Annotated in this window: 20 protein-coding genes; 12 read left to right on the forward strand and 8 right to left on the reverse strand. The window is 67.9% G+C overall.

Features of this window, described 5'->3' with window-relative positions; all coding sequences use genetic code 11:
• Positions 1-12 precede the first annotated feature (12 nt).
• Entirely contained in the window at positions 13-579 is a 567-nt protein-coding gene (locus CHC02_RS17125) for a TetR/AcrR family transcriptional regulator (protein WP_089392729.1), read from the reverse strand.
• 153 nt (positions 580-732) lie between these two features.
• Between CHC02_RS17125 and CHC02_RS17130 the strand changes: the two genes are divergently transcribed.
• The 3 genes from CHC02_RS17130 to CHC02_RS17140 all read left to right on the forward strand — a co-directional run bounded on the left by CHC02_RS17130 (position 733) and on the right by CHC02_RS17140 (position 3,676).
• Complete coding sequence (locus tag CHC02_RS17130) at positions 733-1,329, forward strand: glutathione S-transferase family protein (protein WP_089392653.1); 597 nt, start codon at positions 733-735, stop codon at positions 1,327-1,329.
• Between the two features lie 23 nt (positions 1,330-1,352).
• Entirely contained in the window at positions 1,353-2,219 is an 867-nt protein-coding gene (locus tag CHC02_RS17135; RefSeq protein ID WP_089392654.1) for an MBL fold metallo-hydrolase, read from the forward strand.
• 173 nt (positions 2,220-2,392) lie between these two features.
• Positions 2,393-3,676, forward strand: coding sequence for an OprD family porin (locus CHC02_RS17140; RefSeq protein ID WP_089392655.1), 1,284 nt, complete (start codon positions 2,393-2,395; stop codon positions 3,674-3,676).
• 1,035 nt (positions 3,677-4,711) lie between these two features.
• Here CHC02_RS17140 and CHC02_RS17145 read toward each other — a convergent pair.
• Positions 4,712-5,920 (reverse strand): ammonium transporter, encoded by a 1,209-nt coding sequence (locus CHC02_RS17145; RefSeq protein WP_089392656.1) that lies wholly within the window; start codon positions 5,918-5,920, stop codon positions 4,712-4,714.
• Positions 5,921-6,348: 428 nt separating this feature from the next.
• On the opposite strand from CHC02_RS17145, the gene CHC02_RS17150 reads away from it, so the two are divergent.
• From CHC02_RS17150 to CHC02_RS17170, 5 genes are all read left to right on the forward strand, one after another.
• The gene (locus tag CHC02_RS17150) at positions 6,349-6,666 is read left to right on the forward strand and encodes an ElaB/YgaM/YqjD family protein (RefSeq protein WP_089392657.1); all 318 of its coding nucleotides are present in this window, start codon (positions 6,349-6,351) and stop codon (positions 6,664-6,666) included.
• A gap of 3 nt (positions 6,667-6,669) precedes the next feature.
• On the forward strand, positions 6,670-7,053 hold the full coding sequence (locus CHC02_RS17155) for a phage holin family protein (RefSeq protein WP_089392658.1): 384 nt from the start codon (positions 6,670-6,672) through the stop codon (positions 7,051-7,053).
• On the forward strand, positions 7,050-7,403 hold the full coding sequence (locus CHC02_RS17160) for a hypothetical protein (RefSeq protein WP_089392659.1): 354 nt from the start codon (positions 7,050-7,052) through the stop codon (positions 7,401-7,403). The genes CHC02_RS17155 and CHC02_RS17160 overlap by 4 nt, the downstream gene beginning before the upstream one ends.
• Before the next feature lie 82 nt (positions 7,404-7,485).
• On the forward strand, positions 7,486-8,649 hold the full coding sequence (locus CHC02_RS17165) for an EAL domain-containing protein (protein WP_089392660.1): 1,164 nt from the start codon (positions 7,486-7,488) through the stop codon (positions 8,647-8,649).
• 69 nt (positions 8,650-8,718) lie between these two features.
• Positions 8,719-10,050, forward strand: coding sequence for a deoxyguanosinetriphosphate triphosphohydrolase (locus CHC02_RS17170; protein ID WP_089392661.1), 1,332 nt, complete (start codon positions 8,719-8,721; stop codon positions 10,048-10,050).
• A gap of 431 nt (positions 10,051-10,481) precedes the next feature.
• Here CHC02_RS17170 and CHC02_RS17175 read toward each other — a convergent pair whose 3' ends face one another.
• Both CHC02_RS17175 and CHC02_RS17180 read right to left on the reverse strand, forming a co-directional pair.
• On the reverse strand, positions 10,482-14,201 hold the full coding sequence (locus tag CHC02_RS17175) for a transporter substrate-binding domain-containing protein (protein ID WP_089392730.1): 3,720 nt from the start codon (positions 14,199-14,201) through the stop codon (positions 10,482-10,484).
• Between the two features lie 10 nt (positions 14,202-14,211).
• Positions 14,212-14,838, reverse strand: a complete 627-nt coding sequence (locus CHC02_RS17180) for a response regulator transcription factor (RefSeq protein ID WP_024128782.1) — start codon at positions 14,836-14,838, stop codon at positions 14,212-14,214.
• Positions 14,839-15,121: 283 nt separating this feature from the next.
• Between CHC02_RS17180 and CHC02_RS17185 the strand changes: the two genes are divergently transcribed.
• Positions 15,122-16,369, forward strand: a complete 1,248-nt coding sequence (locus CHC02_RS17185) for an EAL domain-containing response regulator (protein WP_089392662.1) — start codon at positions 15,122-15,124, stop codon at positions 16,367-16,369.
• A 26-nt stretch (positions 16,370-16,395) separates the two neighbouring features.
• Here CHC02_RS17185 and CHC02_RS17190 read toward each other — a convergent pair whose 3' ends face one another.
• A complete protein-coding gene (locus CHC02_RS17190) occupies positions 16,396-16,740 on the reverse strand; it encodes a YggL 50S ribosome-binding family protein (protein WP_089392663.1) in 345 nt (114 codons plus the stop codon).
• Positions 16,741-16,983: 243 nt separating this feature from the next.
• Here CHC02_RS17190 and dacB point away from each other — a divergent pair, with 243 nt between their 5' ends.
• On the forward strand, positions 16,984-18,426 hold the full coding sequence (gene dacB, locus CHC02_RS17195) for a D-alanyl-D-alanine carboxypeptidase/D-alanyl-D-alanine endopeptidase (protein ID WP_089392664.1): 1,443 nt from the start codon (positions 16,984-16,986) through the stop codon (positions 18,424-18,426).
• Positions 18,427-18,495: 69 nt separating this feature from the next.
• Here the strand turns inward: dacB and rlmKL are convergent, their stop codons facing one another.
• A complete protein-coding gene (gene rlmKL, locus CHC02_RS17200) occupies positions 18,496-20,682 on the reverse strand; it encodes a bifunctional 23S rRNA (guanine(2069)-N(7))-methyltransferase RlmK/23S rRNA (guanine(2445)-N(2))-methyltransferase RlmL (protein WP_089392665.1) in 2,187 nt (728 codons plus the stop codon).
• A gap of 467 nt (positions 20,683-21,149) precedes the next feature.
• Between rlmKL and rmf the strand changes: the two genes are divergently transcribed.
• Positions 21,150-21,368, forward strand: a complete 219-nt coding sequence (rmf, locus tag CHC02_RS17205) for a ribosome modulation factor (protein ID WP_009621292.1) — start codon at positions 21,150-21,152, stop codon at positions 21,366-21,368.
• A gap of 83 nt (positions 21,369-21,451) precedes the next feature.
• On the opposite strand, the gene CHC02_RS17210 is transcribed toward rmf, so the two are convergent.
• The gene (locus CHC02_RS17210; protein WP_089392666.1) at positions 21,452-22,483 is read right to left on the reverse strand and encodes a quinone-dependent dihydroorotate dehydrogenase; all 1,032 of its coding nucleotides are present in this window, start codon (positions 22,481-22,483) and stop codon (positions 21,452-21,454) included.
• Between the two features lie 209 nt (positions 22,484-22,692).
• On the opposite strand from CHC02_RS17210, the gene CHC02_RS17215 reads away from it, so the two are divergent.
• A complete protein-coding gene (locus tag CHC02_RS17215; protein ID WP_244160966.1) occupies positions 22,693-23,562 on the forward strand; it encodes a DUF6685 family protein in 870 nt (289 codons plus the stop codon).
• Here the strand turns inward: CHC02_RS17215 and CHC02_RS17220 are convergent.
• Complete coding sequence (locus CHC02_RS17220; RefSeq protein ID WP_244160965.1) at positions 23,559-23,996, reverse strand: helix-turn-helix domain-containing protein; 438 nt, start codon at positions 23,994-23,996, stop codon at positions 23,559-23,561. The two genes, CHC02_RS17215 and CHC02_RS17220, sit on opposite strands and share 4 nt — an antisense overlap.
• Between the last annotated feature and the right edge of the window lie 123 nt (positions 23,997-24,119).

Genomic DNA, 24,119 nt, shown 5'->3' on the forward strand with positions numbered 1-24,119 from the left:
CATCCTCCCCCGTCAATGGCCGGCCTGGCGCAGCAAGGCTTCCGCCACCTCGCGCGCCTCCAGGGCCTGGTCGGCCGGACCGTGCATGTGCGCCATGACCAGCACCCCTTCCAGCAAATATTGCAGCTGCCGCGCCAGCTTGCCCGGCTCGTGTACGCCCAGCGCCTCCAGTTGGCGGCGGAAGAACGCCTCGACGAAACCCTTGTGCTCGGCGGCCTGGCGGTGGATCGGGTGCCCACGGTCATGGAACTCGGCGGCTGCATGGATGAAGGCGCAACCGCTGAAGCCGTCCTCGTGCAGGTAGCCGTGCAGGTTGTCGAAGACCGCCAGTATGGCCTCGCGCGGGGCCAGGCGCGAGCCGTCGCGGAAGCGGCGCAGGGTGCGCGCGTGGCGTTCCTCCAGGGCGGCCATGATCAGCTCGTCCTTGGACTTGAAGTGCTTGTACAGGGTCATCTTGGCCACCCCGGACTCGGCCAGGATACGGTCGATGCCCGTGGCGTGGTAGCCCTCGCGGTAGAACAGGTCGAGGGCGGTATTGAGCAACTGCTCGCGCTTGCTGGAAGCCTTGCTGGACGTCATGGGCACCTCCTGGGCGGTCATTATGCGCGAGGCGCCGGCGCTCTTGAACCGGCGGGCACCGGGAGGGGCGTATTTCGAGCTTGAACTATACAGACTTGTCTGTCTAATATCTACCGGAACCGTTCCCGACAACCCCCCAGCAGGAACACAGCCATGAAACTGCACGACATCCCGCTCTCCGGAAATGCCTACAAGGTCCGCCTGTTCCTCAGCCTGATCGGCCAGGGCGCCGACCTGGTCAACGTCGACCTGCGCAGCGGCGTGCACAAGCGCCCGGCCTTCCTCGCCATCAACCCGCGCGGCCAGGTGCCGGCCCTGGAAGACGGCGACTTCGGCCTGGGCGACTCCCAGGCCATCCTGGTCTACCTGGCGCGCCGCTATGCCGAGCCGTCCTGGTACCCGCTCGACGCCGAGCCCCAGGGGCGCATCGCCCACTGGCTGAGCTTCGCCGCCAACGAGATCCAGCACGGCCCGGCCCAGGCGCGGGTCATCCAGCTGTTCAAGCGCCCCGGCGACCTCGGCGCGGCCCAGGCCAAGGCGCGCCAAGCCCTGGAACTGCTCGACGGGGAGCTCTCGCGCCAGCCCTGGCTGGCCCGCACGGCCGGGCCGAGCATCGCCGACATCGCGGTCTATCCCTACGTAGCCCTGGCGCACGAGGGTGGCCTGGAGACCACCGGCTACCCCCACGTGCTGGCCTGGCAGGAACGCATCCGCGCCCTCCCCGGCTACCTCCCCCTGCCCACCCTCTGAGCCTACGGACCAGGATGCCCGCCATGCCCCTCGCCAGACTCCTCCTCGCCCTGCTGCTGGGGTTCGCCAGCCTGCCCGGCCACGCCGACGGGCTGCGCTTCGCCCTGGTGCGCACCTCCGGGCTCACCACCCTCGACGCCCTGACCCTCGCCGGCGGCGACTGGACGCGCCAGGTGCGCGTCAACCACAGCGCGCTGCTCATCCAGCACCACGCGGCCACGCTGCTGTTCGACACCGGCCTGGGCAGCCGGGCGCAGGCGCAGTTCGAGCAGGACATGCCCTGGTGGGACAAGCCGCTGTTCCGCTTCGGCGAGGTGCGCCCGGTGCGCGAGCAACTGGCCGGCAGCGGCATCCGCATCGACCGCATCTACCTGTCCCACGCCCACTGGGACCACGCCTCGGCCCTGGTGGACTTCCCCGAGGTGCCGGTGTGGGCGCCCTATGCGGAAATCGACTACGCCCACGTCGCCACGCCGCCGGCGGTGTTCCCCAGCGAGTTCAGCGCGGCGACGCCCTGGCGGCCCTATGTGTTCTCGCCCACGCCCTTCCTGGCCTTCGACGAGAGCCTGGACCTGTTCGGCGACGGCAGCCTGGTGCTGGTGCCCATGCCCGGCCATACACCCGGCTCGGTCGGCCTGTTCCTCACCCTGGGCGACGGCCGCCGCTTCTTCTTCAGCGGCGACACCAGTTGGCGCCTGGAAGGCTTCAGCGGCCCGCGGCAGAAGTTCTGGGTCAGCAGCCGCCTGGTGGACCGCGACCGCGAGCAGACCCTGGCGCAGTTGGCGAAGGTCCACGAAATGCTCCTGGCGCACCCGGAAATCACCGTGGTCCCGGCGCACGACGCCCAGGTGCAGGACCGCCTCGGCTACTACCCGCAATGGGTGCAGTGAAAGTCCTTCGGTCAACTCCAGGCAAATCAGCGGGATACCCCGGGCAACAGCGACTAAGGTCTAAGAGTCGGAAAAAGCCTGTAATGATTTAGTAGGCAGGCTGTAACAGATCGACATGCCGGCGTAGTCCAGGCATCACCGAACTGCTCAAAGCGCTCGAGGAGACAATAACAATGAGCAAGACTCCGATCGCCCGTGCCGTGGCCATGGCCGCGCTGGGTTCCAGCTGCATCATCCCCGCCCTGGCTCACGCCGATTTCATCTCGGACAGCAAGGCCAGCGTCGAACTGCGCAACTTCTACTTCAACCGCGATTTCCGCACCTCCACCCCGGCCCAGCAGAACAAGGCCGAGGAATGGGCGCAGGGCTTCATCCTGCGCTACGAGTCCGGCTATACCGACGGCACCATCGGCGTGGGGGTAGACGCCATCGGCATGCTCGGCCTGAAGCTGGATTCCAGTGCGGACCGTACCGGCTCCGGCCTGCTGCCCAAGACCGCCAGCGGCGACGCCGCCGACGACTACAGCAAGCTGGGCATGACCGCCAAGCTGCGCTACGAGAAGAACACCCTGAAGGTCGGCACCCTGATCCCGAAACTGCCGGTCATCATGCCCAACGACAGCCGCCTGCTGCCGCAGGTGTTCCTGGGCGGCGCCTTCAACTCCACCCAGCTCGACGGCCTGACCTTCGACGCCGGCCGCCTGAACCAGACCAACCTGCGTGACTCCTCCGACTACCAGGAGATGACCATCACCGGCGGCGGCAAGAAGAACATCAGCTTCCGCACCGGCACCACCACCAACGAGTTCGACTTCGCCGGCGGCACCTACGCCTGGACCAAGAACTTCAGCACCGGCTACCACTACGGCCAGTTGGAGGACTTCTACAAGCAGCACTTCCTGACCGCGACCTACCTGCTGCCGATCACCGAGGGCCAGTCGCTGAAGACCGACTTGCGCTGGGCCAAGTCCACCGACGACGGCAGCAGCAACGTCGACAACAAGGCGCTCAACGCCATGTTCACCTACAACCTGGGCTACCACGCCTTCGGCGTCGGCTACCAGAAGATGAGCGGCGACACCGGCTTCGCCTACATCAACGGCGCCGACCCCTACCTGGTGAACTTCGTCCAGATCAACGACTTCGCCAACAAGGACGAGAAGTCCTGGCAGGCCCGCTACGACTACAACTTCGCCGGCCTCGGCATCCCCGGCCTGACCTTCATGACCCGCTACATCAAGGGCGACAACATCGACCTGCTGACCACCAGCGGGGAAGGCAAGGAATGGGAACGCGACACCGACGTCGCCTACGTCTTCCAGGACGGCGCGCTCAAGGGCTTCGGCGTGAAATGGCGTAACGCGACCACCCGCAGCAACTTCAGCCGCAATACCGCCGCCAGCAACGCCGCGGACGAGAACCGCCTGATCCTCAGCTACACCATGCCGCTGTGGTGACAGTGCGCTGAAGGAAGACACCGCTCCTATGGTTTGAGCCCCGCCATCCGGCGGGGCTTTTTTATACCCGCGGCATACCTGCAGGGCGGATGGCGCCCCAGGCGTTATCCGCCTGATCGCGGACAGAGTCCGCTCCTACAGTTCCCGGCAAGCACGGCCGTAGGAGCAACTGTCTCGCGCCCGCGCCGAGATGCTCTTCGTAGGAGCGAGCTTGCTCGCGAACTCTAGCCTCTCGCTCCTCCCTTAACCTTGCCATTCCCGCGAACGCGGGAACCCAATGATGTCGGGTTTGGGTGTAGCGCGCCGCTCCGAGTGCTCGGATGTCTCTTGTTTCGCCCCCTCGGGCGAGTCACTTCTTTCAAACGTCGGGAAGCCGAACCTCAAAGAAGTAACCAAGAAGGCTTGCCCCGCATACGGGCCCGATGGAGCCGGGCTACCCTCACGAACTCCCCCGCCACGGAGGCCCGCCCCGACAGCACGTCCCTGTGCTGATCGGGGCTCTCGCGACATCCATGTCGCATGACCTCCTGAGCGCCGGTTTCGCTCGGCCTTCTGAAGGGGCGTTCCGGTGCGCTCGGTTGTTTCTCTGGAAACCCGTAGGGCGCATAACGCCTACGGCGTTATCCGCCATCGTCGTCGGGCATCGGTGTTTGGGCCAATGGCGGATAACCGCGAACGGTTATTCGCCCTACGAGTTTGCCGGCTGACGCTGCGTTATCCGCTTGCTCGGGACAGCCCCCTCTCCCCTCAGGGAGAGGGTTGGGGAGAGGGAGCGGACTTCGCCCACGCACCTCTGCCACCTCTTACGCCGCCCCCCTCCCTAACCCTCCCCCGCAAGCGGGAGAGGGAACCGTCCGGCGCGGGGCGAAACCACAAAGCTCCAGGGCTCTCCGTAGGGCGCATAACGCCTACGGCGTTATCCGCCATGATCGCGGACAAGGTCCTATGGCTCCAGGAGGCACGAGCGTAGGAGCGGACTCCGTCCGCGATTGGACTCAACGGCCGCGCCGGACGCCGCGGTGGCGCGAACGGCGCTCAATCGTGGTTGATCGCCCCGATCTTGTGGATCGACAGGTCGGCGCCGTAGTACTCCTCTTCCTGGCTCAGGCGGATGCCCACCACCGCCTTGATCCCGCCGTAGACCAGCAGCCCGCCGGCGAAGGCGATGACGACGCCCAGCACGGTGCCCAGCGCCTGGCTCGCCAGGCTCACCCCGCCCAGGCCGCCCAGGGCCTGCTGGCCGAAGATGCCGCAGGCGATGCCGCCCCAGGCGCCGCACAGGCCGTGCAGCGGCCATACGCCGAGCACGTCGTCTAGCTTCCAGCGCGTCTGCGCCGCGGTGAACACCCAGACGAACAGCGCGCCGGCCACCAGCCCCGTGGCCAATGCGCCGACCGGGTGCATCAGGTCGGAGCCGGCGCACACCGCCACCAGGCCGGCCAGCGGGCCGTTGTGCAGGAAGCCGGGGTCGTTGCGCCCCACCAGCAGCGAGGCGATGGTGCCACCGACCATGGCCAGCAGCGAGTTCACCGCCACCAGGCCGCTGGCGTGGTCCAGGGTCTGCGCGCTCATCACGTTGAAGCCGAACCAGCCGACCACCAGGATCCAGGCGCCCAGGGCCAGGAAGGGGATGTTCGACGGCGCGAAGGCCACCAGCCGGCCCTCGCGGTAGCGGCCGTTGCGCGGGCCCAGCAGCAGCACCGCGGCCAGCGCCAGCCAGCCGCCGAAGGCGTGCACCACCACGGAGCCGGCGAAGTCATGGAAGGGTGCGCCGAACTTCAGGGCCAGCCAGGCCTGCAGGCCGTGGTTGCCGTTCCACGCCATGCCCTCGAAGAAGGGGTAGACGAAGGCCACGATCAACGCCGTGGCGCACAGCTGCGGGGCGAACCGGGCGCGCTCTGCGATGCCCCCGGAAATGATCGCGGGGATGGCGGCGGCGAAGGTCAGCAGGAAGAAGAACTTGACCAGCGCATAGCCGTTCTCCGCGCTCAGCTCGCTGGCCGGCTTGAGGAAATCCACGCCGTAGGCGATCCAGTAGCCGATGAAGAAGTACGCAAGGCAGGACACGGCGAAGTCCGAGAGGATCTTCGACAAGGCGTTGACCTGGTTCTTCAGGCGCACCGTGCCGACCTCGAGGAAGGCGAAGCCGGCGTGCATGGCCAGCACCATCACGGCGCCCAGCAGGATGAACAGGGTATTGGAACCGTGGATCAGGGTTTCCACGGCACTGTTGAGGTTTTCCATGAATCAGGCAGCCCCGGATCAGACCGAAAAAGCACCAAAACAGCTCATCGCCCCGGCGCGCCGCACCAGCATGAAGCGCAGGCGCACCGATAAGGTCCAGCCCCCTGCTCCACACGGCACACGAGGGCGCGGAGGGGCACCTCTGTTTTTTTGATTTTTCTTTTGTCTTTCAGTTGGTTAATGGATTTTCCGGCGGTCTTCGGACGTCCCTGAACGCCCCCGTCTGGGGCACTCGCACCGGATGACGCACCACGGCGTTGCAAGCGGCATACCATGCACCCGACGGGCGAAGCGGCGCAGACTGGTCTTCACTGAACGGGCCTGAGTCCTGCTCTGCGTCGCCGCTTCGCCGTCGATTTATGGGAAACTTCCCAACGCCCTGGGGCTCAGAAACCAGTGAACCCCTCGCAAACACAAGGAGCCTCACAATGCCCCGCAAGAGCACCGCGAATACCACCAAGGACGAGCTGCTGGCCGAGTTCCAGGCCCTGGTGGCCGACACCGAGAAACTCCTGCAGACCTCCGCGGAACTGGCCGGCGAGGAAGCCGATGCCCTGCGCGAACAGCTGCGCTCCGGACTGGGCCGGGCCCGCGAACGCATCGACGCCGCGCAGAGCGCCGTGCGCGACCAGGGCCGCGCCGCGGTGGACGCCACCGAGGACTATGTCGGCGAGCATCCCTGGCAGGCCGTGGGCCTGGCCGCGGGCGTCGGCTTCCTGCTCGGCCTGCTGGTCGGGCGGCGCTGACCGATGAGCGACGCCAAGGACGCCCCGCCACACCAGGGCCCTTCCGTGCGGCGCTTCGGCGCCGCACTGCTGGGCCTGCTGCATGGCCACGTCGAACTCTTCGGCCTGGAGCTGCAGGAGCAGAAGAGCCGTACCCTGGCGCTGCTGCTGTTCGCCGGGCTGGCGTTGCTGTTCGCCCTGCTGCTGATACTGGGCCTGTCGCTGCTGGTGCTGGTGCTGTTCTGGGACAGCGACCGGCTGGCCGCCGTGCTCGGCCTGTGCGCCTTCTATGCGCTGGGCGGCGGGCTGTGCGCCTGGCGCCTGTACCAGCTGGTGGACGACGACAGCTCGCCATTCAGCGCCACCCTGGAAGAACTGGCCCGTGACCGGGAGCAACTGCTGCCATGAGTGAACTGCCGCAACTCTCCCCCCGCCCCACGCGGCGGGAACTGCGCAAGGCGGTGCTGCGCCTGCGCCTGGAAGTCCAGCGCCAGCAGCTGCGCCAGGAAAGCGAGAAGCTCCTGCAGCCGCTGCGCCAGGCCCGCGACCTGGGCCAGGGCGTGCGCCAGCAACTGCGCGGCGGCGCCTCGCTGTGGGCCGCCGGCGGCGCGGCGGCCGCGGCCGCCCTGATGCTGCGCCGCAAACGCGGCCTGGTGCGCCTGCTGCGCCTGGCCATCGTGCTCGCGCCGCTGCTGCTGAAGCTGCGCCAGCCGGCCGCGGGCAGCCCGGAGAAGCCGTCGGCGGGCCAGGGCGGCTGAGCGCCCTGGCTACATTCTTGCTAGGAGGCAATCCCGGGCCGGCGGCAACGCCCTCCCTTCCCCTTCACTAAGGATGTGTCCCTTGATCGACGGGCAACCGATCGCCTGCTTCCAGCCTTTCATCGATACCGCCACCGGCCTGATCGCCGGGGTCGAGGCTCTCGGCCGGATGCGCCAGGCCGACGGCCAGTTGCTCTCGGTGGGCCCGCTGTTCGTCGATCCGAAGATTCCCCCGGCGACCTTGCGCCGCCTCGACCGGCAGATCCGCGACGACGCCCTGGCGCGCCTGCCGGAAGCGCCCGCGGACTGGTTCCTCAGCCTGAACATCTCGCCGCGCTGGATCAGCCGGCTGCGCCCCAACCAGCCGCTGCCCAGCCTCAAGCAACTGCAGCAGCACGGCGTCGACCCGCACCGGGTGGTCTTCGAGATCACCGAACTGGGCGGCGGCAACCAGCGCCTGCCCGAGGTGGTGGCGCGCTACCGCGAGGCCGGGGCGCGCATCGCCATCGACGACTTCGGCGCCGGCTACTCCCAGCTCGACCGCGTCCTGGCGCTGCAGCCGGACATCCTCAAGCTGGACATGCGCCTGTTCCAGCAGGCGGCCCGTGGCGGCCCCAGCGGCGAGGTGGTCAAGGCCCTGGCGCAGATGGCCGAGAAGACCGGCTGCTGGATCATCGCCGAAGGAGTGGAGACCGAGGCGGAACTGGACTTCGCCCTGGAGTGCGGCGCGCGCTTCGTCCAGGGCTACCTGTTCGCCCGCCCGGCCCTGGACTTCCCCGCCAGCGACGCCTACCTCGACGCCTTCGGCCAGTGGCGCGACCGCTACGTACAGCGCAAGCTGCAAGAGCGCGCCCGGCTGGTGCAGCTGCGCCAGCAACTGGCCGAACTGGTCGCCAGCCTGCGCCCCTGGGCCGAGGGCGGCGCGCGCCTGGCCAGCCTGCCCACCCCCGACGCCTTCCCGCGCCTGCTGCGGGTGTACCAGTGCGACCGCCACGGCACGCAGATCTCGCCCAACCTGGAATGGAACGGCCTGTTCTGGAAGGAGGACCGGCGCTACGTCGGCCACAACTGGTCCTGGCGCCCCTACTTCTACCAGTTGCTCGCCGAGGGCTGGGAAGAACGCCGGCTGACGCTGTCCAACACCTACCGCGACGCCACCTCCAACCAGTACTGCATGACCGCCGGGCAGTTCATCGACCAGGGCCGCCGCCTGCTGCTGATCGACATCGACGCCGAAGGCCTGTGACAGGCCGCGATTGAGATTGCCGCGGGCAAGGGGTAGCGTTGGCCCCACCACGAGCAATCGGACGAGCGAATGGACTGGCATACCCTGCTCCCCCGCGAGCGCCTCGGCAAACCCGTGCACAGCAGCACGGAACTGGGCCGCAGCGCCTTCCACAAGGACCACGACCGCATCATCTTCTCCGGCGCCTTCCGCCGCCTGGGGCGCAAGACCCAGGTCCACCCGGTGTCGAGCAACGACCACATCCACACGCGCCTGACCCACTCGCTGGAGGTCGGCTGCGTCGGCCGCTCCCTGGGCATGCGCGTCGGCGAGATGTTGCGCGACGAGCTGCCGGAATGGTGCGACCCCAGCGACCTCGGGGTGATCGTGCAGTCGGCCTGCCTGGCCCACGACATCGGCAACCCGCCCTTCGGCCACTCCGGCGAGGACGCCATCCGCCACTGGTTCCAGCAGGCCGCCGCGCGCGGCTGGCTCGACGCCATGGACGCCGACGAGCGCGCCGACTTCCTCAATTTCGAGGGCAATGCCCAGGGCTTCCGTGTGCTCACCCAGCTGGAGTACCACCAGTTCGACGGCGGCATGCGCCTGACCTACGCCACCCTCGGCAGCTACCTGAAGTACCCCTGGACCGCGCGCCACGCCGACTCCCTCGGCTACAAGAAGCACAAGTTCGGCTGCTACCAGAGCGAGCTGCCGCTGCTGGAGCAGATCACCGCGAAGCTGGGCATGCCCAGGCTCGACGACGAGCGCTGGGCACGCCACCCGCTGGTCTACCTGATGGAGGCGGCGGACGACATCTGCTACGGCCTGATCGACCTGGAAGACGGCCTGGAGATGGAGCTGCTCGACTACCCCGAGGTGGAGGCCCTGCTGCTGGACCTGGTCGGCGACGACATTCCCGAGACCTATCGCCAGCTCGGCCCCAGCGATTCCCGCCGGCGGCGCCTGGCGATCCTCCGCGGCAAGGCCATCGAGCACCTGAGCAACGCCGCCGCGCGGGCCTTCGTCGAGCAGAAGCAGGCCCTGCTGGAGGGCGGACTGGGCGGCGACCTGGTGGAGCACATGAGCGGTCCGGCCAAGCGCTGCGTGCAGCAGGCCAAGGCCCTGGCGCGACAGAAGATCTTCCAGGACAAGCGCAAGACGCTGCACGAGATCGGCGCCTACACCACCCTGGAAATCCTGCTCAACTCCTTCTGCGGCGCGGCCCTGGAACAGCATGGCGGCCGCAGCCCGTCGTTCAAGAACCAGCGCATCCTCGACCTGCTCGGGCACAACGCCCCCGACCCCGACTGGCCGCTGCACAAGGCCTTCCTGCGGGTCATCGACTTCATCGCCGGGATGACCGACAGCTATGCCACCGAAATGGCGCGGGAGATGACCGGGCGCTCCAGCCCGGTGTGAGGCCCGGTTCCGTCGCGGCCGCGACGAAATCTCGGCACTGGGCCTAATGCCGTTCATTTAAGCGATGCTTTGAGTTGGCGAAGGCAGGAGCGTAGGGCGCATGACCTACACCGCCATCCGTGCCACTGGGATTTCCGGCGTGGCCGGTGAGCCCAATCGCGGACGGAGTCTCTGCGACCGTGCTCGACCGCAGGGCGAATAACCGTTCGCGGTTATCCGCCCTGCGGGCCATTCGGCGTTCGGCGTCAACCTGTAGGAGCGGGCCCTGCCCGCGATTTCGCGCGCAGGGCGCGCTCCTACAGGGAGTGATGTGGGTAGGGTGGCGTAGGAGGCGGACTCTGTCCGCGATTCGGCTGGGCTCCCGAACCACGCCATGAGCCCAAATGAAAAATGCCGTTTCTCCCAGACGGAGAAACGGCATCCTTACGGCCCTAGGCCGGGTCGTTCTCGGTGGCCGACGACGCCGGCCGGATGCAGCCTTCCTCGTCCAGCCGCCTCAGGTGGCCATGCAGGCTGGCCTGCAGCGCATCCAGCGCCCGGCGCAGTTGCTCCACGGCACTGCGCAGGGTCGAGAACTCGGCGCGCTCGGCGCAGGCCTTCTCCAGCTCCGCGCAGCGGTCGTGCAGGGCCATGGCGCCCACCAGCCGCGCCGCGCCCTTGATGCGGTGGGCCAGCTCGGCCAGGCGCCGCCGGTCCTGCGCGTGCAGCAGGGGTTCGAGCTGCTCGGCGTCCGCCTCGTTGCTGGACATCAGCTCGGCCATCAGGTTGCGCGTCAGTTGGGCGTTGCCGCCGGTCATCTCCAGCAGCGCGCCGATGTCCAGGTCGCCCTCCTCCTGCGGTGCCTCTTCCGGGGCCGGCGCCGGCGGCATCATCTCGCCGCGCTGCAGTTGCTCCAGCTGGTCGCGCAACTGATCGATGCTGATCGGTTTGAACAGGCAATCGTCCATGCCGGCCTCCTTGCAGCGCGCGATCTCGTCGGGCTGGGCATTGGCCGTGAAGCCGAGGATGGGGGAATGCGCCGCGCCGGTCTCCCGCTCGATCTCGCGAATCCGCCTGGCCAGGCTGTAGCCGCTGAGCACCGGCATGTTGCAGTCGGTGATCATCAGGTCGAACTCGCCGGGCCGCCACAGCTGCAGGGCTTCGCCGCCATCCGTGGCCATGGCCACGGTGTGCCCCAGGTGCTCCAGTTGCTGTGCCAGCAGCAGGCGGTTGACCGGGTGGTCGTCGACCACCAGCACGTGCAACCTCCGCTGCTCCACCGGACGGCGCAGGATGATCGAATCCTCTTCCGGCGCGAGGGGCTCCAGCACCTGCAGCACCAGCCTGACGTGCACCTTGGTGCCCACGCCGGCCACGCTCTCCAGGCGCACCGAGCCGCCCATCATTTCCGCCAGCTTGCGGCAGATGGTCAGCCCCAGCCCCGTGCCGCCATGGTTGGCGCGCCCTTCGCGCTGCACCTGGCTGAAGGGCTCGAAGAGCTGCTTCTGGTCTTCCTCGGCGATGCCGATGCCACTGTCCTCGACGCACACTTCCAGCGCCAGCCGCTCGTTGGGCAGCGGCTCGCCCGAAACCCGCACCCAGACGCTGCCCTGGTCGGTGAACTTGATGGCGTTGCTCACCAGGTTGGAGAGGATCTGCTTGAAGCGCAGCGGGTCGATGAGCACGTCGCAGGCGGCCTCGGTCTCGATCTCCAGCTTCAGCAGCAGGCCCTTCTGCCTGGCCAGGCCATCGAAGACGCGGGCCACCGACTCGATCAGCTCGCGCAGGCGGGCCCGTTCGGGCAGTAGCGTCAGGCGGCCGGACTCGATCTTGGCGACGTCGAGGATGTCGCCGATCAGCAGCAGCAGCGACTTGGCCGACTCGTAGGCCACCTCGATGGGCCCCTGCTCGCCGCAACCGCTGCAGCGGTTGCGCGTCAGCGCCAGTTCGAGCATGCCGATCACCGCATTCATCGGCGTGCGGATCTCGTGGCTCATGGTCGCCAGGAAGGTGCTCTTCGCCCGGCTGGCTTCCTCGGCCTGCTCCTTGGCGATCTCCAGCTGCTGGTGCAGGCGCTCGCGCTCGGTGACGTCGACCCAGCCGGAGACCAGCCCGCGAACCTTGCCGGACGCGCTCCGGTAGGGCGTGAGCCAATGGTGCACCTGGCGCGGCTCGCCGTTGATCTCCAGCACCCGGTCGACGGCGACCGGCTCGCCGCTGGCCATCACCTGGAGGTATTCCCGGTGCAGGCCCTCGGCCTGTTCGGCGGAGAGCCAGATGCAATCCCGCAGCAGCGACCCCGCCGCCGTCTCCTCCGACAGCCCGGTGGCCTCGCGGAAGGCCCGGTTGCAGGTGACCAGGCGCCCTTCGGCGTCGCGCACCGAGACCGGCTGGGGAATGCCGTCGATGAGCGCGCGCTTGAACGCCAGGCGGTCCTGCAGCTCCTGCTCGGCGCGCTGGCGCGCGCGCACCCGCAGCAGCAGGTAGCAGTTCCACAGCAGGATCAGCCCGAGCAGCACCAGGCCGCCCCACAGCAGCCAGTAGAACTGCGAGCGGTAGCCTTCCCAGATGCTGTCCGGCGAGGCGCCGCTGGTGGACCAGCGGCTGATGATGCTGGCCATGTCCTCCGGCGAGATCGCCAGCAGGGCCTTGTTGAGGATGCTCAGCAGCTCCGGGTCGGCCCGCGAGACTCCCAGGGATATCTGCGCCGGCTCCAGGTCCAGGGTCGCGGCGATGCGCAGGTCGCGGTAGTAGCGGTTGACCAGGAAGGTGGCGGTGAGCATCGGCTGCAGGGCGGCGTCCACCCGCCCTTCCTCCAGCAGCGGCAGGGCATCGCTGTAGTTGTCCACCTCCACCAGCTTCACCTGCGGGAAGTGCTCGCGCACGTAGGCCCCCACCACGCTGCCATGGGGCGCCGCCACGCGCTTGCCGTCGAGGTCCGCGAGGTCCTGGCGGGTGTCGTCCTTGCGCGAGAGCAACACGAAGGAGGTGCTCAGGTAGGGCCGGGTGAAGTCCACCTGAGCCTCGCGCTCGACGGTGGGCGTCATGGTCGCCAGGGCGTCGACCTGGCCCCGGCGCACCTGGGTGAACATGCCGGGGATGGACGAAGTCGGCAGCACCTCGAACTGCAGGCCGGTGCGCGTGCGGATCAGGTCCAGCAGGTCGGCGACTATGCCGCGGAAATTGCCCTGGGAATCGAAGAAGGTCAGCGGCGCCAGCGACTGGTCGATGCCCAGCCGCGGCCGCGGGTTGCGCTCCAGCCAGCGCAGCTCCTGGGGCGTGAGGTTCAGCCGGTGGTTGGAGATGGAGAACACCCCGCCCACGCTCCAGCGCCGCTGGATCGACAGCTGCTGCTGGGCGCTGACGTTCTGCAGCACCTCGTTGACGCTGTAGAGCAGCGGGCTGCCGTCCTTGCGCGCGGCGAAGGAGAAGCCGATGCCGTTGAAGTTGGCGAAGTTCAGCAGCTTGAGGTTGACCAGGTAGCCCTGGCTGATCAGGTACTGCGCGCTCAGGGCGTCGCCGACGTACGCGTCCACCTGCCCGAGGGCGACGGACTCCAGGGCGCGGCGCAGCGAGTCGAAATGCACGACCTCGGCATCGGGGAAATGCTCGACCAGCTCCTGCGGCGAGAAGTAGTCGCTCACCACGGCGAGCCGCTTGCCGGTCAGCTGCAGGTCGCCTTCCAGGCGCATGTCCTGCGGCCCGACGATCACCGGCTGGTTCAGGGAATAGGGGCGCGACAGCAGCAGCTCGGGGATTTCCGCCTCGAAGCCGGTGGCGCGGCCGATCAGGTCGATCTCGCCGTCCACCAGCGCCTGGATGGTCTGGCGCCTGGACGGGTAGCGGCGCATCTCGATGCGCACGTTGAGCGCTTCGCCGACCAGCCCGAGGTAGTCGGCGGTGACACCCTCCAGCTCGCTGCCGCTGACGGTGACGATCAGCGGCGGGTAGTCCGGCGCGGCCACCCCCACCACCAGCGTGCGCTTCTCGCGCAGCCACTGCCAGTCCGACTCCGGCAGCTCGATCCGCGGCCTCTCGGGAAGCGCCGCCGTGCGGGCCAGCAACGCGAGCTGCGTCCAGGGCGCGGGGGCCCGGGCCTCGTCGGCCCAGGCCCCCATCGCCAGCATCGCACCGAGAACGATACCCAGCAGCGCCCTGCACCTCGACCCCATGGCGGACATCTCAGACCAGTGCGTTGCGCTTGGCGAACTCGATCAGGTCGACCAGCGAATGGGCATTGAGCTTCAGCAGCAGGCGCGTCTTGTAGGTGCTGACGGTCTTGTTGCTGATGAACATCTGCTCGGAGATGTCCTTGTTCGAATAACCATTGGCCAGGTATTGCAATACCGACATTTCCCGGTCGGACAGCCGCTGGATGAGTTCATGGTCGTCCATGCTGCCGTTGTTCTTGCGCGCCGGCCGCACGGCGGTGCTGGGGAAATAGTTGTACCCGGCGATCACCGCGTTGACCGCGCTGATCAGTTCGGCCAGCCCGCCCTGCTTGCAGACGAACCCGGATGCCCCGGCCTGCATGCAGCGCATGGCATAGAGCGAGGCGCTCTGGCCGGTCAGCACGAGAATTTTCAGAGGCAGGTTGAACGCGGTCAGGCGGCTGATGACCTCGAGCCCGTCCAGCTTGGGGATGCCGATGTCCAGCACCACCAGCTCCGGCAGCAGATCCTTCACCAGGGACAGGGCGTCCACGCCGTTGTCGGTCTCCCCGATGATGGTGTGACCTTCCTTTTCCAGCAGGACGCGCATTGCCATCCGTATTACCGGATGGTCATCAACAATAAGAACCTTGCTCAATTTTCAATCTCCGACAGACTTCCCAAGAGTGCGCCGTAAGATATCGTCTAGGGAATCGGTGTCGAGATTAACTGGGGCCACTTTTAACATCTTAAGTAAATTCCCATACATCAAAGGATAAATTCCTACACAAACTTGATTGGGCAACTTCCCCCAACTTTCCGATCGGTCTTTTTCAACATTCCCTGATGCAAATTCCCACAAGAAAATTGGAAGTTCTTTAAATAAATGGCGCCCGCCAGCCGGCACACTTCGCCCGTTATCCAATTCGGTACGCGCGACCATGAACAGATCGATCCCATCCAGCCTGCTGGTGCTGGAGGACCATGCATTTCTGCGCGAGGCGACCGTGCACGGCCTGCGGGTCCTCGGCTACGAGCAGGTCCTGGCCGCCGGCGACGGGGACAGCGCCATCGAGCTGCTGAGGCGGGAAGGCGGAGTCGACATCTGCATCTGCGACGTGCTCCCGCCGGGCATGGACCTGCTCGGGTTCCTGCGCCTGGCGGCCCAGGAGAAGCTGCTGCGGGCGATCATCGTGGTCAGCGAGATTCCCGCCGACCTGCGCCGGGCCATCGCCCACATCGCCACGCTGTACGGCCTGTCGGTGCTCGGCGAGCTGACCAAGCCGCTGCAGATGTCCAGCCTGCAGGCGCGCCTGCGCCACTACAGCGCCACGCCCGCCGCCGCCCCGCCGCTGCCGCGGCCGACGCCCTCGGCGCTGGAGGTCTGGCAGGCCATGCGCAACCGCGAGCTGAAGGCCTACTACCAGCCCAAGGTCGACCTCGACACCCTGCAGGAGGTCGGCGCCGAGGTGCTGGTGCGCTGGGACCACCCGGTCCACGGGCTGTTGCGCCCGGCCTACTTCCTCGCCGCGATCCGCCGGATGAAACTGCTGCCCGACCTCTTCGACCTGATCCTGGACCAGGCCCTGGACTTCGCCCGCCGCGAGCTGCGCCAGGGCACCCAGCGGGCGCTGTCGATCAACATCGACCTGGAGGTGCTGCAGCAGCGCGACCTGGCCACCCACCTGAAGGAAAAGCTGCGGCAGACCGGCATCGACCCCGCCAGCCTGACCATCGAGATCATCGAAGGGGGGCTGGCGACCACGCCCCTGGCCAGCCTGGAGAACCTCACCCGCCTGCGCCTGCTCGGCTGCAACGTCGCCATCGACGACTTCGGCACCGGCTACTCCTCGCTGCAGCGCCTTTGCGACCTGCCCTGCAACGAGATCAAGCTGGACGCCTCCTTCATCCGCGACATGCAGCACAACCCGCGCACTCACGAGTCGGTGGCCAGCACCCTGGTGCTGGCGCGCCACCTGCAGCTGCGGGTGATCGCCGAGGGCATCGAGACCTGCCAGCAGCTGCAGCGCATGCGCGAACTGGGCTGCCGGTTCGGCCAGGGCTTCCTGTTCTCGCAGCCGATGTCGGAGGACGACTATCGCCGCTGGGCGGGCGTCGACCTGCCGGCGCCCGCGACGGAGGCCGGCGCCGAACGGGAGCTGGAAGGCGCGCATACCCCGCCGGGCTGAGCCGCGGGGCGTATGCCCGGCCGCCCTCAGGCAGGCTGGTGAATGGGCTGCTCCGGATACCAGGCGTCCTGCAGTGGGCTGACCGAACTGCCGCTCAGTTCGCCCTGCTGCTTCAGCCAGTCCTCCACGGCCTTGCGCTGCGCCTCGGTGACCGAGCCGCGGCGCGCCAGGCAGACGAAGCCGAAGTCGTCGCAGCCGGTGTAGGCCAGGCCGTTGGCGGTGATGGCCTGGTCCACGAAGCGCCCGAGGAAGGCCTGCAGTTGCTCCGCGGGGAGCCCTTCGCGGTAGTCGAGCGACAGCTCGAAGCCCAGTTCCTGGAACTCATCGACGCAGAGCTTCTTGCGCAGACGACGGGAACGGTTGCTGGCCATGGGGCGGATCTCCTCGATTGATGACGGCTTGCGGGGTACGGCGGGCGCCGCCCCGCACAGACTCTAGCAGCTCGGACGCGGCGCCCGCACGCGCATCGCGTGCAAACCCCAGCGCATCCCGCAACGGCTTGCGGCATAATGCGCCGGCGCGTTGCCGCGCCACTGGCGCAATCGTCTATCGTCAGTGTCTGCTTTCGTCACCCTAGTCATGTCCATGCCCTGAACCGGGATTTCACCTCAACTATGTTCAAGTCACTGCGTGTTCTCGCCTTCGCCACCCTGCTGCCCTTCGCCCTGCCCACCCTGGCCGCCCCGATCAAGTCCGTCCTGCCCGAACGGGTGGAGAAGGCGCTCAAGGCCAGCAAGCTGACCAACGACGCCCTGTCGCTGGTGATGATCCCCCTGGACGGCCCGGGCACGCCGACCTACTTCAACGCCGACGTCTCGGTGAACCCGGCCTCGACCATGAAGCTGTTCACCACCTATGCCGCCTTGGAGCTGCTGGGCCCCACCTACCAGTGGAAGACCGAGTTCTACACCGACGGCAAGCTGCAGGACGGCGTGCTCAACGGCAACCTCTACCTCAAGGGCGGCGGCGACCCCAAGCTGAACCTGGAGAAGCTCTGGCTGATGATGCGCGACCTGCGCGCCAACGGCGTGCTCAAGGTCAACGGCGACCTGGTGCTGGATCGCAGCTACTTCAACCAGCCGCAGCTGCCGGTGTTCAACGATGACGGCGGCGACGACAACAAGCCGTTCCTGGTCGGCCCCGACGCCGCCATGGTCAACCTCAAGAGCGTGCGCCTGGTGGTGCGCAGCGAAGGCAACCAGGCCTCGGTGATGATGGACCCGCCGCTGGCCAACGTGCGCCTGGAGAACCAGATCAAGGTCAGCGGCCCGGCCAACTGCCCGGCCTGGCCGAAGCTGCGCTTCGTGCCGGAGACCCGCGCCGAGGGCACCGTGCTGGTGGCCGCCGGCGAGATTCCCCGCGGCTGCAGCGCGCAGACCTACATGTCGCTGCTCGACCACCCGGGCTACACCGCCGGCGCCATCCGCGGCATCTGGCAGGAACTGGGCGGCAACATCAGCGGCGCCGACCGCCAGGGCAGCGTGCCGAAGAACGCCACCCTGCTGGCCCGCGCGCTGTCGCCGGACACCGTGGACATCATCCGCGACATCAACAAGTACAGTAACAACACCATGGCCCGCCAGGTGTTCCTCAGCATCGGCGCGCAGAACCGCACCAGCGCGGACGCCAACGACGGCCTGGCGGCGCAGCGGGTGATCCGCCAGTGGCTGGCGCGCAAGGGCATCACCGCCTCGCACCTGGTGATGGAGAACGGCTCGGGCCTGTCCCGCGACGAGCGCGTCAGCGCCCGCGAGATGGCCGCCATGCTGCAGGCCGCCTGGCACAGCCCCTACGCCTCGGAGTACATCTCCTCGCTGCCGATCGTCGGCGTCGACGGCACCATGCGCAAGCGCCTGCGCCACACCCCCATGACCGGCGAGGCCCACGTCAAGACCGGCACCCTCAACACCGTGCGCGCCCTGGCCGGGTTCAGCCGCGACGCCCGCGGCAACAACTGGGTGGTGGTGGCCATCCTCAACAGCAACCGGCCGTGGGGCGCCTCGTCCATCCTCGACCAGGTGCTGCTGGACCTCTACGCCTCCACCCGCGGCCAGTGACGCTGGCCGCGGGGCTTCGGAACCTGTCTACGCAGTCATGCCGACGCGCAGCAGATCGTAGGCAGGTTCTCAGCGTGCGCTGATGCGCCAGGCCCTGTGGATCTTCGGATTGCGCACGAAGTCCGGGTCCAGTGTCTGGGCGCTGATGTCCTCGACCTGGTAGCGCGCCGCCAGGCCCGGGTCCAGTTCGAACTTGCGGAAGTTGTTGGAAAAGTACAGCACGCCGCCCTTGGCCAGGCGCGTCATGGCCAGGTCGATCAGCTCGACCTGGTCGCGCTGCACGTCGAACACCCCCTCCATGCGCTTGGAGTTGGAGAAGGTCGGCGGGTCGATGAAGATCAGGTCGTACTCGCCGCGGTCCGCCCGCAGCCATTCCATGACGTCGCCCTGCACCAGCTTCTGCTTGTCGGAGAAACCGTTGAGCGACAGGTTGCGCCGCGCCCAGTCCAGGTAGGTCTTCGACAGGTCGACGCTGGTGGTGCTGCGCGCGCCGCCCCTGGCCGCATGCACGGTGGCCGTGGCGGTGTAGCAGAACAGGTTGAGGAAGCGCTTGCCGGCGGCCTCGCGCTGCAGGCGCAGGCGCATCGGCCGGTGGTCGAGGAACAGCCCGGTGTCCAGGTAGTCGGTCAGGTTGACCAGCAAGCGCACGCCGCCCTCCTCCACTTCCATGAACCGGCCTTCGCTGTTCTGCCGCTCGTACTGGCGCTTGCCGCCCTGGCGTTCGCGACGCTTGATGACGATGCGTTCGCTGGGGATGCCCAGGGCCTGGGGCAGCGCCGCCAGGGCATCGAGCAGGCGCGCCTGGGCCTTGGCCGGGTCGATGGACTTGGGCGCGGCGTACTCCTGCACGTGCACCCAGTCGCGGTACAGGTCCACGGCCAGGGCGTACTCGGGCATGTCGGCGTCATACAGGCGGTAGCATTCGATCTTCTCGCGCCTGGCCCACTTGCCCAACTGCCTGAGGTTTTTCTGCAGGCGGTTGGCGAACATCTGCCCGCCCTCGCTCAAGCGCGCCTGCTCGACGACCGGGGCCGGGGCCCCGGCGGACGCCTGGCGGGGTTCGGCGCCACGCTCGCCGGTGACGAACTGCCGGGGCTCCACCTCGAACATCAGCAGCTTGCACGGCAGCGCGCCGTTCCAGAAGGCGTACTGCTTGTGGCTGCGGATGCCCATGCGCTTGCCCAGCTCGGGCGCGCCGGTGAAGACCGCGGCGTTCCAGCCCAGGCAGGCCTGGCGCAGGCGCTCGCCCAGGTGCTGGTAGAGATACAGCAGGCTGGCCTCGTCGCCCAGGCGCTCGCCGTAGGGCGGGTTGCAGACCAGCAGGCCGCGCTGGCCCTTGTCCGGGCGCGGCTCGAAGGTGGCCAGTTCGCCCTGGTAGACCTTCACCCACTCGCCCAGCCCGGCGCGCTCGATGTTGTTGCGCGCCGGCTGGATCAGCCGCGGGTCCGCCTCGTAGCCGCGGATCCACAGCGGCGTGCGCGCAAGGCCGGCGGCGGCGCGCTGCTCGGCCTCGGCCAGCAGCTTGCGCCACAGCGCCGGGACGTGGCCCAGCCACTTGTCGAAGCCCCAGTGCTCGCGCCTGAGGTTGGGGGCGATGTCGGCGGCCATCAGGCCGGCCTCGATGAGGAAGGTGCCGACGCCGCACATGGGGTCGGACAGCGCCCCGCCCTCGGCGGCCAGTTGCGGCCAGCCGGCGCGGATCAGGATGGCCGCGGCGAGGTTCTCCTTCAGCGGCGCGGCGCCCTGCTGCAGGCGGTAGCCGCGCTGGTGCAGGCTGTGCCCGGAGAGGTCCAGGGACAGTACCGCCTGGCCGCGGTCCAGGTGCAGGTGGACGCGGATGTCCGGGTTGACCTTGTCCACCGTCGGCCGCCGGCCGAACTCGGCGCGCAGGTTGTCGACGATGGCGTCCTTGACCTTGAGCGCGCCGAAGTGGGTGTTGTCGATGCCCGAGCCCTTGCCGCTGAACTCCACCGCCAGGCTGCCGCCGGGGTCGAGGTGGTCGCGCCAGTTGACCGCGTTCACCCCCAGGTACAGTTCCTCGGCGTTGGCCACCGGGAAGCGCGCCAGCACCAGCAGCACGCGGTTGGCCAGGCGCGACCAGAGGCACAGCCGGTAGGCCGTCTCCAGGTCGCCGCGGCCGCGCACGGCGGACACCTGCGCCCGCGCATCGATCAGACCCAGCGCCTGCGCCTCGTCCAGCAGCAGGCCGTCGAGGCCCTTGGGGCAGGTGAGGAAGAGTTCGTAGTGTTCCGACATCGCGATTCCCGGGCCGAAGCCCTTTTCCAGGGGGGCCTCGGCCCCCGGTACCGGCTGACGCGTCCAGACGCTGGCACCCGGCCATGATTCATTTCAAGAGGTTTCACCAACCTGCGACCAGAGGTCGCAGGCACAAGCCCGCTCGTCGGGATGAGAGAACCTCTCAATTTCCTGGCAGCTTGCCAGCTTCCGTAGCACAAGCCCCTGAACATGCGGTTCCGGGCATTTTGCCCGACCCGCCTGCGGGGAAAACTTATGGCCTGAGCCCATAAGAGTTAAGTCTTTATGACAAATCGGTTGTTCACAGGCTCGAAGCCCATGGTTTAGAACTCAGCTTAACCCGTCGCCGCAAAGGTGTCGGGCGGGGTCTGTCACGCCGGCAACGGACCCCTTTTGGCGGAATTGTCCGCCAGGCCTCCCCAGGGGGCCAACGGGACATAACAGTCAACAAGTGAGGGCAACACCCTATGAGAAGACTCAAGCGTGATCCGTTGGAAAGAGCCTTTATGCGCGGTTACCAGTACGGCATCAGTGGCAAGTCTCGCGATCTCTGTCCTTTCACCCATCCCACCACCCGGCAGTCCTGGCTCAACGGCTGGCGCGAGGGTCGCGGCGACAACTGGGATGGCCTCACCGGCACCGCCGGTCTTCAACGCCTGAATCAGATGCAACACGCCACCAGTTGACCAAAGGATCACACCGATTTCCCCAAGGCACGCCCCATCCGGGCGGCAGGGCGTAAGCCCAAGGGCTCCGAAAGGAGCCCTTTTTATTTGCCCGCGCGCTGCGCCTGGGCGATGGCGTCCACCGCCTCGCGGATCAGCGCCGGCCCCTTGTAGATGAAGCCCGAGTAGATCTGCACCAGGCTCGCCCCGGCGGCGATCTTCTCCGCCGCGTGGGCGCCCTCGGTGATGCCGCCGGCGGCGATGATCGGCAGGCGCCCGCCCAGCTCGCCGGCCAGGACCCTGACCGTGTGGGTGCTCTTCTCGCGCACCGGCGCGCCCGACAGGCCGCCGGCCTCGTCGCCGAACGGCAGCCCCTCGACGCCTTCGCGGCCCAGGGTGGTGTTGGTGGCGATCACCGCGTCCATCCCCGCCTCCACCAGCGCCACGGCGACCATGGCGGTCTCCTCGTCGGTCATGTCCGGGGCGATCTTGATCGCCAGCGGCACGCGCCGGCCATGCTGCTCGGCCAGGTCCTCCTGGCGCTGGCGCAGGGCTTCCAGCAACTGCTTGAGCGAGTCGCCGAACTGCAGGCTGCGCAGGCCCGGGGTGTTGGGCGAGCTGACGTTGACCGTGACGTAGCTGGCGTGGGCGTAGACCTTGTCCAGGCAGATCAGGTAGTCGTCCACCGCACGCTCGACCGGGGTGTCGAAGTTCTTGCCGATGTTGATGCCCAGCACGCCGCGGTACTTCGCGGCCTTGACCCGCTCCACCAGGTGGTCGACGCCCAGGTTGTTGAAGCCCATGCGGTTGATGATGGCGGTGGCCTGCGGCAGGCGGAACAGCCGCGGCTTGGGGTTGCCCGGCTGCGGGCGCGGGGTGACGGTGCCGATCTCGACGAAGCCGAAGCCCAGCTGGGCGAAGCCGTCGATGGCGTCGCCGTTCTTGTCCAGGCCGGCGGCCAGGCCCACCGGGTTGGGGAAGTCGATGCCCATGACCTGCACCGGCAGGCTGGCCGGCTTGGGGCAGAACAGGCCGTTGAGCCCCAGGCGGCCACCGGCGCCGATCAGGTCGATGGACAGCTCGTGGGAGGTTTCCGGGGAGAGTTTGAACAGCAGCTCGCGGGCCAGGCTATACATGGTCGGGCATCGGTCGGCAAAATGGGGCGCTAGTATAGCCGGCCGGCCAGCCCCTAGGCGAGGCGCGGCCGCCGCGGTCGAGCCCGCGCCCGCGTGGCGCTCGCCATCGAAGGAAGGAAGCAAGATTTGTCACTGCCCGGACGCACAAGCGCTACTGGCTTACCTATGCTTAAGGCTGTCCGCCGGGCATCGGGAGTTTGCCGTCGACCATGAATCCACCCCGCAACATGGCCCAGCGCCTCGCGGCCATCGCCCAGCGCCTGGGGCTGGGCGGCACCGACCAGCACAAGGTCGCGCAGCGCACCCGTTCCCTGGCGCTGAGCTTCAGCGCCCCGGCGAGCCCGCCCGGCGGCATCGGCTGGCAGTCCGGCGCGCCGCTCTACCGCCTGCTCGACCTGCCGCGCGGCGCCTTGTCCGGGCCGGTGCAGGAAGACAAGGCGCGCGCCCATGCCGCACTGAAGAAGCTGGTCGGCTCGCGCCTGCTGGAACCCGAGGAAGTCGACCTGCGCGCGGTGGACGGCCTGTACACCCGCGGCCCCCTGGCGAATTCCGCGCTGCCCGACTTCGAGGCGCTGGCGGCCAGCGACGCCGGGCGCCAGGTGCGGATCATCAGCTACCGCGACTTCGGCAAGGCGCTCGGGCAGGCCCTGCCCGGCTTCGAGCGCGGCATCGAGCTGCAGTTGCGGCGGGCCGACTGGCATGGCCAGCGGCTGTTCCTGGAGCTGGACAACCACGTCGAAGCCTTCGCCTGCGCGGTGGCCTATGCGCGCCGCCGCGGCCTCGAACTGCGCCTGCCGGCCCGGGTGCGCCAGTTCAGCCTGCAGGGCAGCGCCCTGGACGACCTGGAGCGGCGCTACCACGTGCTGGCGATGCCGACCCAGGCCTGGAGCGACGCCGGGTTCATGGGCCTGCTGCTGGACACCGGCCTGCCCTATGCGCGCTTCGGCCTGTTCAACAGCGAAACGCCGGAAACCCTGCTGCTGCCCAAGGACCACCCGCAAGCCGATGAGTTCGGCAACGGCCTGCGCAGCATCGGCGCCCCCGACCTGCTGGGCTACCTGCGCGGCTGCGCCGCCTAGTCGCGCGTCTCTTCGTCGTCGGGGTCGTCGTCGGTTTCCTCGCAGATTTCCCGCCCCGGCTCCTGGCGAAGGCGTTCGAGCACGTCGTGGTGGCGGCTGCGCCACTCCTCCAGGCTGAGGTTGCTGCTGGCCAGCAGCGAGGGGTTCTGCTCCACCAGGTAGACGGCGGCGGACTGCGCCGAGTCGGCGATTTCCCAGGCCACGGATACCGGGTCGATGGGCCCTTCGTAGGTGATCCAGCGAGCGAAATCCGGATAGACGCTGCAGACCTTCTCGAAATCCTCGTCGCGCATGCGCTGGCGGCCGAACTCGATGTTCTCCACGGTCTTGGCCTTCATGCCGACGATCCTGGCGAATTCCGGGCGCTTGAGCCCGGTCAGCTCACGCAGGCCACGCAGTCTTTCCCCAGCGGTAAAAAGGAAACGTTTCTTCACGATCTGTAATCCATTTCCGGACATTCGAAGCACCATACAAAAACACTAATATTTAGTGTATTGTCGCCGGGAGACCCGTATCGCCTCTCTCCCAACAGCGCTGGTCATGGTGCAGGACACCAC

The sequence above is a fragment of the Pseudomonas delhiensis genome (genome assembly GCF_900187975.1).
GTDB classification, from domain to species: domain Bacteria; phylum Pseudomonadota; class Gammaproteobacteria; order Pseudomonadales; family Pseudomonadaceae; genus Pseudomonas; species Pseudomonas delhiensis.